The sequence below is a fragment of the Thermus oshimai DSM 12092 genome (assembly GCF_000373145.1).
GTDB lineage: Bacteria > Deinococcota > Deinococci > Deinococcales > Thermaceae > Thermus > Thermus oshimai.
The window spans coordinates 1-3,588 of the sequence record NZ_KB890617.1 but is presented as its reverse complement, the minus strand read 5'-3'; the positions used below and the strand labels follow the sequence as shown (position 1 = coordinate 3,588).

Genomic DNA, 3,588 nt, shown 5'->3' with positions numbered 1-3,588 from the left:
TCCAGGTCGCAGGCCACGAGCCTCGCCCCTTCCTTCGCGAAAAGCTCCAGGGTGGCCCGGCCGATGCCGTGGGCCGCCCCCGTGATGAGCACCCGTTTATCCCGAAGCCGCATACCCTCACCCCACGCGCATGAAAACGCCTTTGCCCAGCACCACCTCTCCCCCATCCTCCCGCACCCAGCCCTCCACGAAGACCAGACGGTCCCCAGCCCGCACCACCCGGGCCTCGGCCACCAGAACGGGCCCCACCGTGGGCCGGAGGTAGCTCAGGGAGAGGTCCACCGTGACCACCCGGCCCCCCAGGCTGGCCGCCGCTGAACCCATGGCCGTGTCCAACAGGGAGGCCAGGATTCCACCGTGTACCTTACCCTGTCCTTGAAGGAACTCCGGCCGAACCCCGACCCTGAGCTCCGCCCGCCCTTCCCCCCGGAAAAGGGCTTCCGGGGCCAGCCACTCCAGAAAGGGATTTCTAGCCATGGCGCCTCCGCACCAGGGTAACCAGCTCCCCCTCCTGGACCACCTCACCCCTCTGGTTGAAGACTTGGACCCGCTGGACCACCACCCCCCGGTCCGGCTTAGAGGTGGGCCGCTTCTCCAGGATCTCCGTTTCCCCCCGGATGGTGTCACCGATGAAGACCGGCCTGAGGAAGCGGTAGGCGCGGATCTCCATCCAGGCGATCAGGGTGCCCTCAAAGATCCCCGTGCGCTGGCGCAGACCGGTGAGCATGGCCAGAACCAGAAGGCCGTGGGCCACCCGGGCCCCGAAGGGGCTCCCCTTGGCGTATTCGGCGTCGGTGTGGATGGGGTTGAAGTCCCCGGAAACCCCTGCGAAGTTCACCAGGTCGGCCTCCGTAACGGTGCGGGCCGGGGTGGGGAACACCTGGCCCTCCTGCAAGTCCTCAAAGTAAAGGCCCATGGGCAAACCTCCTCAAGCAAAGGGTTCAGGGGGCAGGAGGATCCGCCCCCCCTTGACCTCCAAGACCCCCAAGGGGGTCAGCCGGAGCTCCGGCAGGAAGTCGCAGGTGAGGAAGAGCAGGGTGTAGAGGACGTCGTGGAAGGGGTAGCCCCACCGGCGGGCCCAGGTCCAGAGGTCCTCCTCCACCGCCAAGGCCCCGTCAAATCCCCCTTCGGCCATGAGCCCGAAAAGGGCGAGAGGGGCCCTCCACACCACCCGCTCCCCGTGAACGGCCGCGAAGCCGCCTCCCATCCGGGCCACCTCCAGGGCTGCCCGGGCCATGGCCCCGGGGTCCCGCCCCAGGACCAGGAGGCCGGGGGCGGCGGTAAAGGTGGTGGCCAGGCCCTCCAGGCCCGGCATCAGGGCCTCCACCCAAGCCCCCACCCTCCGCTCCCCTTCCGGGTCCACCCAGAAGGCCGCCAGGGCCCCGAGGGAGGGCTCCGCGGGCCGGGTGATGACCGCGCTCTCCAGCCGCAGGCCCAGGCGGTGGTCCAGGCGGTAGCGGCCGGGGTCCCCGAAGGCCTCTGGGTTCCGGAAGGGGAGGGGCCGGGGGCCCAGGGGCCAGGGGGGAAGGGGCACGGCCATCCGCCCCTCCCGGGCCACCTCCTTCCCCCCTACGAAGACCCGTAAGGGGCGGAAGCGGTCCGGGGCCTCCAGCAGGAGGAAGTCCGCCAAGCGACCCGGAGCCAGCCCCCCGAGGAGGTGGTCCAGGCCCAGGAAGGTGGCTGGGTTGAGGGTGGCCAGGCGGAGGGCCTCCAGGGGGGAGAGGCCAGCCTCCAGGGCCGCCTCCAGAAGGGGAGGGTACCCTCCGCGGGCGTAGAAGCGGGGGGAGGCCCCATCGGTGGTGAGCATGAGCCTCGGGGAAGGGGGAAGGCCATGGAGAAGGGCAGGCAGGTCTGGGCGGAGGGAGCTGTGGCGGAGCATGACCCAAAAACCGAGCCTCAGCCGCTCCAGGACCTCCTGGGCGTTGAGCGCTTCATGGTCCGCCTCCAGGCCCGCCGCGGCCAGGGCGGCCAGACGGGGGAAGGAGGCCCCCGCCCCGTGGGCCTCCGCCCGCCGACCCAGGGCCTGGGCCCGGGCGATGCCCGCGAGGAGCCTCCTCTCCCCCTCCATCACCTGCGGCCAGGCGGTGATCTCCGCGGAAGCCAGGGTCCAAGGAGCCTCCAGGGGGGCTTCCTCAGGCCCTAGCCTCTCCTCGGGCAGGGCGGTTTGGGGGGCCAGGCGGGCGGCCCAGAAAACCCGGGCCGGGAGGTCCTGCCCCGCCAGCCACTCCTGAAAGGCCCGCGTCCCCTCTGGACCCAGGTGGAGCCGGAGGAGGAGGTCGTCGTAGACCACCGCCGTCACCCCCTGGGGCACCAGGGCCTCCAGAAGGCTTAGGGGGGTGTAGAGCACCCAGGGGTGGGCGTGGGGCTCCAGATACCCCGGGACCAAGTAAAGCCCCTCCGCTTCCAGGACCCGGGTCCCCTCCCCTATCCGGGGGAAGCGCGGACCCACGTAGGCGATCCGGCCTAAGGCCACCTCCAGGTTGGCCTGGAACCAGGCCCCCCCGTACACGTCCGCAACCCAGGCCCCCCGGACCACCAGTTCCGGGGAAGCTTCCCCCCGGGTCACCGCCAGGAGACAGGCTCGCTCTTCTGGACTAAGGAGGAGGTGGGCCGCCGGGCTAGCCATCCTGGGGGACCTCCACGCGGTAGACCTGCCGGGCATTCCGGTGGAGGATCCCCTCCAGGACCTCCGGGTCTAGGCCCAGATCGAAGAGGGCCTCGGCCTGGGCGCGGACCCCCCGAACCCCCGGCCAGTCGGTGCCGAAGATCATCTTCCGGGCCAACCTTTCCAGGTCGAACCCCCGGTAGAGCTCAGGCAACCGCCTAGGAGAAAGCCCCGAGAGCTCAATCCAGACGTTGGGGTAGACCAGGGCCAGGGTGGCCGCCGCCTGGTACCACCAGCCCCGCCCCCCGTGGGCCAAGACCACCTTGAGGTCCGGGAAGGCCCGCAGGACCTCCTCCACCAAGCTGGGGTCCCCATAGGCGTTGACGCTGCCCGGGAAGGCGCTCACCCCGGTGTGGAAGACCACCGGCAGCCCCTGGGCCTGGCAGATCCAGTAGGCGGGGAACAGCTCGGGGTGGGTGGGGGGAAACCCCCCGTGGACGGGGTGGAGCTTGAGCCCCACGGCACCCGCCTCCAGCTGGCGCTCCAGGTGGACCGCCAGGGGGTAGTGGAGGTGGGGGTTGAGGTTGGCCAGAAAGCGGAACCGGCGGGGGTTGTGCCGCAGGAGGGGCTGGAGCTCCTCGTAAGGGTGGACCCCCACCGTACGGGGGCTGTACTCGGGGAGGAGAAGGACCACATCCACCCCCTCGGCCTCAAAGTAGCGGTCCAAGGCCTCGGGCAGGGGGCACCCCTCCCCATCGTAGAGGGCCTCTAGGGGAACCCCCTGACCGTAGCGGCGAAACCATTCAAACCAGGCCGGGGGGAGCCGGTCCAGCCGGGGCACGTGCACGTGGGCGTCGATGAGGGGGAAGCCCCGGATCATGCCATGCCCTCCACCACCACGGCGATGCCCTGGCCCACGCCGATGCACATGGTGGCGAGGCCGAAGGGGGCCTTGCGCCTTTGCATCTCGTGGACCAGGGTGG

General features: G+C 70.7%; 6 protein-coding genes. All 6 read right to left on the bottom strand.

All coding sequences use genetic code 11. The annotated features are described in order from the left end of the window. The coding region (locus tag B043_RS12820; protein WP_155987413.1) for an SDR family NAD(P)-dependent oxidoreductase at positions 1-113 on the bottom strand (113 nt) is incomplete at its 3' end. A 4-nt stretch (positions 114-117) separates the two neighbouring features. Beyond that, on the bottom strand, positions 118-477 hold the full coding sequence (locus B043_RS0107470; protein ID WP_018461504.1) for a PaaI family thioesterase: 360 nt from the start codon (positions 475-477) through the stop codon (positions 118-120). Then, positions 470-916: a MaoC family dehydratase gene (locus B043_RS0107465; protein WP_018461503.1), complete on the bottom strand. Its 447-nt coding sequence runs from the start codon at positions 914-916 to the stop codon at positions 470-472. Before B043_RS0107465 ends, B043_RS0107470 begins: the two co-directional genes overlap by 8 nt. 12 nt (positions 917-928) lie before the next feature. Continuing rightward, a complete protein-coding gene (locus B043_RS0107460; RefSeq protein ID WP_018461502.1) occupies positions 929-2,626 on the bottom strand; it encodes an adenine deaminase C-terminal domain-containing protein in 1,698 nt (565 codons plus the stop codon). Then, the gene (locus B043_RS13325) at positions 2,619-3,485 is read right to left on the bottom strand and encodes an amidohydrolase family protein (protein WP_018461501.1); all 867 of its coding nucleotides are present in this window, start codon (positions 3,483-3,485) and stop codon (positions 2,619-2,621) included. Before B043_RS13325 ends, B043_RS0107460 begins: the two co-directional genes overlap by 8 nt. Next, on the bottom strand, positions 3,482-3,588 hold a 107-nt coding region (locus tag B043_RS12670), incomplete at its 5' end, for a hypothetical protein (protein ID WP_155987412.1). The genes B043_RS12670 and B043_RS13325, both read right to left, overlap by 4 nt.